Genomic DNA, 5,527 nt, shown 5'->3' on the forward strand with positions numbered 1-5,527 from the left:
TTGTTGTCATTGCAACTCCTCCAACCAATACGCCTGACGACTCAACTACGGGAAAGATTCAGTGCAGAGGGTCGACGCTACCTATTAGCCACTAGTCTGTCCAGCGGCTGCTTATGGCCGTTTTTGGCCCGTCGCGAGAGGTAAGAAACCCAAAGCGGACATTCTTCAGGTACAACACGCTCATCAACAACCCAAGAGCGCCTTTCAGTCTGATTGGCTCGATACCGATGCGTTTGCTGGGAACGAGGTTTCGCGGTTTACTGCCGTTTAAGATTTGCCTGAACCAATAGCCGGACGACCGATACACGACGCATCCCATAACGTCATGATTTGCGTCACCGCGTCATCTATCTGTTTGAGGGGCACACCGTCTCGGGCCAGTACCGAAATCCCCAACAGAAAGCTGTCAAACACCGTGGCCAATGCCTCGGGCACGACCGTGGTTGGCAGCTCCCCGGATGCGATAGCGCGTTCGACACACTCCACCATCCTGGCACGGTTCAAGGATCTGGCGTCAGCCAGCGGCTGCGAGATGGCTTTGCTCTCATCCGTGCAGGCACTCAACAGACCCAGCGCCACCAAGCACCCTGCGGGGTGGTCGGGCTCACACTGCATTTTCGCGGAGCGCCGCAGCGTGAGTTCGATCGACTCTCTCGGGGAGAGCGCGGTGTCAAACAGGCTATCGGTCACCCGGCCGTGGGTGTTCAGATAACGTTCCATCACCTCATTGAACAGCGCCTGCTTTGAGCCGAATGCAGCGTAGAAGCTGGGTGCGGTGATGCCGCCGCCGATATTTGCCTTGAGCTGGCTGAGTGATGTTGCGTCATAGCCATGCTCCCAGAACAAATGCATCGCCTGAGTAATCGCCACGCCACGGTCAAAGGTGCGTGGACGTCCCATCTGTGCCATGTGAACCTCCTCTCGATCAATTAAATACTAATCGATATATAAGTCGTTGACTAGATGGCGGCACACCTCCATATTATACCGATCGGTATATATGTGAGGTGACAAATGACTACAGATGAGCGACAGAGCGGAAAGCTTCCGCTTGGGGCATTACTTGCACTGGCCATGACGGGTTTCATTTGCATTGTCACCGAGACCTTGCCAGCGGGCTTGCTGCCCGAAATTGGCAGTGGCCTGGGTGTCTCTGCGTCTCTGGCCGGACAGATGGTGACAGTCTATGCGTTGGGGTCGTTGCTGGCGGCAATCCCGCTGACCATTGCCACGCAAAGCTGGCGCCGCAGAACGGTACTGCTGGTGACCATTGTCGGCTTCCTGGCATTCAACTCCCTCACGGCGCTGTCTTCCGATTACTGGCTGACGCTGATTGCACGGTTTTTCGCTGGGGTTTCAGCGGGGCTGGCCTGGAGCCTTATCGCGGGCTATGCACGGCGCATGGTCGCCCCACATATGCAGGGGCGCGCATTGGCGGTGGCGATGGTGGGTACGCCCATCGCGTTGTCGTTGGGTGTGCCGATGGGAACCTGGCTGGGTGGATTCATGGGCTGGCGCATGGCCTTTGGATTGATGTCCGGCATGACCCTGGTATTGATCGTTTGGGTGCTGATCAAAGTGCCGGATTACCCAGGCCAATCATCCTCACAGCGCATGCCGTTACGTCTGGTGTTTTTCACCCCAGGCGTCCGCTCGGTATTGGCTGTCGTCTTCACCTGGATGCTGGCCCACAACATTCTTTACACCTATGTCGCGCCCTTCGTTTCCAAGGCTGGGCTGAACAGTGACGTCGATTTGGTATTGCTCACATTTGGTGTCGCGGCGCTTGCCAGCATCTGGCTCACGGGCCGACTGGTTGACCGGCACCTGCGAACAACCGTGCTGGCCAGCCTTGCAACATTCGCAGCGGTTTCGATTTTCATCGGAGTGTTCTCAGGCTCCGCCGCGGCCATTTACGTGGGTGTCTTCATTTGGGGGCTGACCTTTGGTGGCGCGGCCACCCTGCTGCAAACAGCACTCGCCGACGCCGCAGGTAAGGGCTCTGACGTTGCGCTCTCCATGAACGTAGTGGTCTGGAACAGCGCTATTGCCGGCGGTGGACTGCTGGGTGGCGTGTTACTCGGCCAATGGGGAACGAGTGCATTTCCGGGCGTGTTGCTGGCGTTGCTATTGATCAGCCTGGCCATTGCATTTCGGGCACGGGCGCATGGTTTTCCGCAAGGTCAACGGCACACCACCCAGGCGATCCACAGTCATTGATCGGGGGATAGCACGCCTTCGCATGGTCGTAATTTTCAGTCATAACTTGATGGATAAATAAAATGAAAAAGCGCATTAGATTGGCCCTCGCCGCAGTCGCAATCACCCTGGCTTTGCCATGCTTGGCTCAAGCGGCAGAGTTTCCTGTTCCAGCGGGATTCAAGAGTGAATTCAAAACCATAGACGGCGTCAGGCTACACTATGTGAAGGGCGGTTCCGGGCCTTTGGTTTACCTGGTCCACGGATTTGGTCAAGCCTGGTATGAGTGGCACAGCTTGATGCCCGAACTCGCGAAGACTCACACCGTAGTTGCGGTGGATTTACCGGGCCTGGGCGAGTCGGAACCGCCCAAGACCAGTTACACCGGCACTGACGTCTCGAAATATCTGTTCACCCTCGCGACACAGCTAAGCGGCAATCAGCCGTTTGATCTGGTTGCGCATGACATCGGTATCTGGAACACCTATCCAATGGCAGTAACGCACCAAAGCCAGATAAGGAAACTGGTGTACATGGAGGCACCGATTCCCGACAAGCGCATGTACGATTTCCCGGCATTCTCACCACAGGGTGAGTCACTGGTCTGGCATTTCAGCTTCTTTGCCGCTGGCAACCAATTGGCCGAAAAGTTGATCACAGGGCATGAAAAGTTTTTCCTCTCGCACTTCATAAAAGAACACGCGACCAACAAGGATGCCTTTACGCCTAAGCTGCTCGATCTTTACGCCAAGTCATACGCCAAGCCCCATACGCTGAACGCGTCGTTCGAATACTACCGAGCGCTTAATCAATCGATCACTGAAAACGTCGAGCTGTCGAAGATTTCCTTGAACATGCCCGTGCTGGCAATCGGCGGTGGAGGGCACGGCGGAATGGGGCAATTTCAAGTGGATCAGATGAAACAGTACGCGACCAATGTACAAGGCCAAGTCTTGCCCAATTGTGGGCACTGGTTGCCGGAGGAGTGCTCCGCTGAATTGAATCCTCTGGTGGTCAAATTCTTGAATAACTGACGGATGCTCTTGATGCGTAAGGTGGCTGCTATTTGAGGCGCGGCAGCCACCGGTGTGAACCGTGGTCGGGGCTTGGCAAATGTCCGCTTTTGGTTTCTGCCTATCGCCACCGTCAGCTATGGATCGTTTCTTACCTCTCGCGACGGGCCAAAAACGGCCAGGAGCGGTCATTCGGGTTAGACGCTATCCGGAATAACGTTAGTCCCTGACGTTAAATCTGCTCAATAACGCGGCACCATCCGTGACATCAAGAACCTGATCGATCGCAGTGATTTTCTGAGTCGCGTGGCCGAGCTGAGAGTCGGCGTTGCTGTACGCAACCTCTGCCTCATTATGGAGTGCATAGGCCATGTGGGCCGCGATGCGGACGCTCATTGGCTGCCGGGAGAGGTCGATGCCGAACTGGTCGCCACTGTCGTGCTGCGCCTGGTTGTCGAGAACAATAGCAAGTTCGTGCGCAGCAGAAAGCGAGCTGGGGAAAACATCGGGCGCTACTGCCTGGAACCCTACGGGATGAAGCGGCTGGGGTCGGGCAATTACGAGCTGGCCACACCCATTGGAGCGACGAAGAGCGGGATAAGGCTGTTCACGATCGGCCGGCAAAAATCTGCCAAGAAGCCGATATGCGCAATTGCTTCATCGAGGCTGACGCTTGAGAAGTGAGCGCTTTACTAAGCCCGTGTTAGATAGCTACCTTGTCGGAAAGCTGAATTAAAAGCTGTCTGGACGCTTTCAATCAACTGTTCCTCTAACAGCGTTGTGGCTGATGGTAGCTTGCTGGGTGCTCGATGCAAAACGATCTCGATCTCGGGCAATTGAGGAAAATCATCCTCGACCCCGAAGATCCGCCACTCAACCGGAACCATGCTCTGGGCCATTACAGTCACTGCTAAACCTCCGTTTACAGCGATTGTTCCTCCAGCAAAGCTCCGACTGGAATAGGCAATTCGCCAAGGCCGTCCATGGGCGTTAAGAGCAGCTATGGCATGCTCACGGAACACACACCCTTCGGGGAAAAACGCCAGCGGAACCGGCTCCATGCTCTGAGCCATATGTTGGCGCGAACCTACCCAGACTAACCGTTCTTTGCGCAAAATCTTTCCGCAGCTTCGATTTGGCTGTCGCGTGATCAGAGCCACGTCAAGATCTCCCGCCTCAAGTAGGTCAAGCAGCTCCCCACTCAAAGCCCCAGTTACTTCAAGCTGCACTCGTGGGTAAGCATGTGCAAAACGGGTCAACACAGAAGGTAAAAAAAACTGAGCGTAATCATCAGGTATGCCTAGTCTGAGGTGCCCCTCAGTGTATGGCTTTCCAACGGCCGCAAAGGCGCTTTCATTTAGATGGATCATACGACGCGCATAACCGAGAAGTATCTCACCGTCTTCCGTCAACCTTATTTGCCGATTATCCCGTTGAATCAACTGTTTGCCCATCTGCTCTTCAAGCTTTTGCAACTGCATGCTTACTGCTGACTGAGTACGGCATAAAAAGTGAGCAGCACGCGTAAAACCTCCACTGTCGACAATGGCTATAAAAGCCTGGAGCAGGTTCAAATCAAGGTTTTTCAATCACTTACCTCTCACTATCACGTTTCATGATCGATACCATAATAATATTTCATTTGTTTATAGCCAACAAGCATTTTATGTTGCTCCTAGCTTCCAATCGCCCCATCAATAAAAACGAGAAACATTATGAAAATTGGATTTGTTGGTTTAGGAACAATGGGACTTCCCGCGGCTCGGAACATTCAGGCTTTAGGTTTTGACTTGGTTGTATATGACCTGCGGAGGGAAGTGGCAGAGTCTTTATTAGCCAATGGTGCTGTGTGGGCTGACAGCCCTCGAGAAGTGATTGAGAATGTGGATGTCGTAGTTAGCATGGTCTTCGGACCAGTGCAAATTGATCAAGTCGTACGTGGTGCCGGCGGTTTTTTTGAAGCCGATATTACTGGCAAATACTGGATCGACCTGACAACCAGCAGTCCGTTTATGATGCGCAAGCTCGCCGACGAGTTCGTCGCGCGGGGTGGATTTCCTATTGATGCACCCGTTACCGGGTCAGTTGATTCCTCCATACGTGGTGACATGATTTTGTTTGTAGGTGGGCAGGATGCTCATATCGAAAAAACGCGTCCTGTTCTTGAAGCAATGGGTGTAATTCGAAAAGTTGGCCGCTATGGCAACGGTTACGTCGCTAAGCTGGTTAACAACCAGCTTTGGAAAATCCACGCTGCCGCTATAGGCGAAGCTATGGTGGCCGCTAAGGTTGCAGGTTTGGAGCCAGAGGTATGG

6 protein-coding genes are annotated in these 5,527 nt (G+C 54.0%); 4 read left to right on the forward strand and 2 right to left on the reverse strand.

The features are described from left to right. Positions 1-267 precede the first annotated feature (267 nt). Entirely contained in the window at positions 268-909 is a 642-nt protein-coding gene (locus tag WLY71_RS29465; RefSeq protein ID WP_347806377.1) for a TetR/AcrR family transcriptional regulator, read from the reverse strand. A gap of 105 nt (positions 910-1,014) precedes the next feature. Between WLY71_RS29465 and WLY71_RS29470 the strand changes: the two genes are divergently transcribed. The 3 genes from WLY71_RS29470 (at position 1,015) to WLY71_RS29480 (ending at position 3,896) form a co-directional block, all read left to right on the forward strand. Next, a complete protein-coding gene (locus WLY71_RS29470; RefSeq protein ID WP_347806378.1) occupies positions 1,015-2,220 on the forward strand; it encodes an MFS transporter in 1,206 nt (401 codons plus the stop codon). Positions 2,221-2,282: 62 nt separating this feature from the next. Next, positions 2,283-3,233: an alpha/beta fold hydrolase gene (locus WLY71_RS29475; RefSeq protein ID WP_347806379.1), complete on the forward strand. Its 951-nt coding sequence runs from the start codon at positions 2,283-2,285 to the stop codon at positions 3,231-3,233. A 351-nt stretch (positions 3,234-3,584) separates the two neighbouring features. Beyond that, on the forward strand, positions 3,585-3,896 hold the full coding sequence (locus tag WLY71_RS29480) for a hypothetical protein (protein WP_347806380.1): 312 nt from the start codon (positions 3,585-3,587) through the stop codon (positions 3,894-3,896). An 8-nt stretch (positions 3,897-3,904) separates the two neighbouring features. Here the strand turns inward: WLY71_RS29480 and WLY71_RS29485 are convergent, their stop codons facing one another. Continuing rightward, the gene (locus WLY71_RS29485; protein ID WP_129436790.1) at positions 3,905-4,801 is read right to left on the reverse strand and encodes a LysR substrate-binding domain-containing protein; all 897 of its coding nucleotides are present in this window, start codon (positions 4,799-4,801) and stop codon (positions 3,905-3,907) included. Positions 4,802-4,927: 126 nt separating this feature from the next. On the opposite strand from WLY71_RS29485, the gene WLY71_RS29490 reads away from it, so the two are divergent. After that, on the forward strand, positions 4,928-5,527 hold a 600-nt coding region (locus WLY71_RS29490; RefSeq protein WP_347806381.1), incomplete at its 3' end, for an NAD(P)-dependent oxidoreductase.

This window comes from Pseudomonas rossensis (genome assembly GCF_039888995.1).
Lineage (GTDB): Bacteria > Pseudomonadota > Gammaproteobacteria > Pseudomonadales > Pseudomonadaceae > Aquipseudomonas > Aquipseudomonas rossensis.

Bases quoted from the DNA above. Each gene is read 5' to 3' on its own strand.
- WLY71_RS29465 (WP_347806377.1), bottom strand. From the start codon at position 909: ATGGCACAGATGGGACGTCCACGCACCTTTGACCGTGGCGTGGCGATT.
- WLY71_RS29475 (WP_347806379.1), top strand. From the start codon at position 2,283: ATGAAAAAGCGCATTAGATTGGCCCTCGCCGCAGTCGCAATCACCCTG.
- WLY71_RS29470 (WP_347806378.1), top strand. From the start codon at position 1,015: ATGACTACAGATGAGCGACAGAGCGGAAAGCTTCCGCTTGGGGCATTA.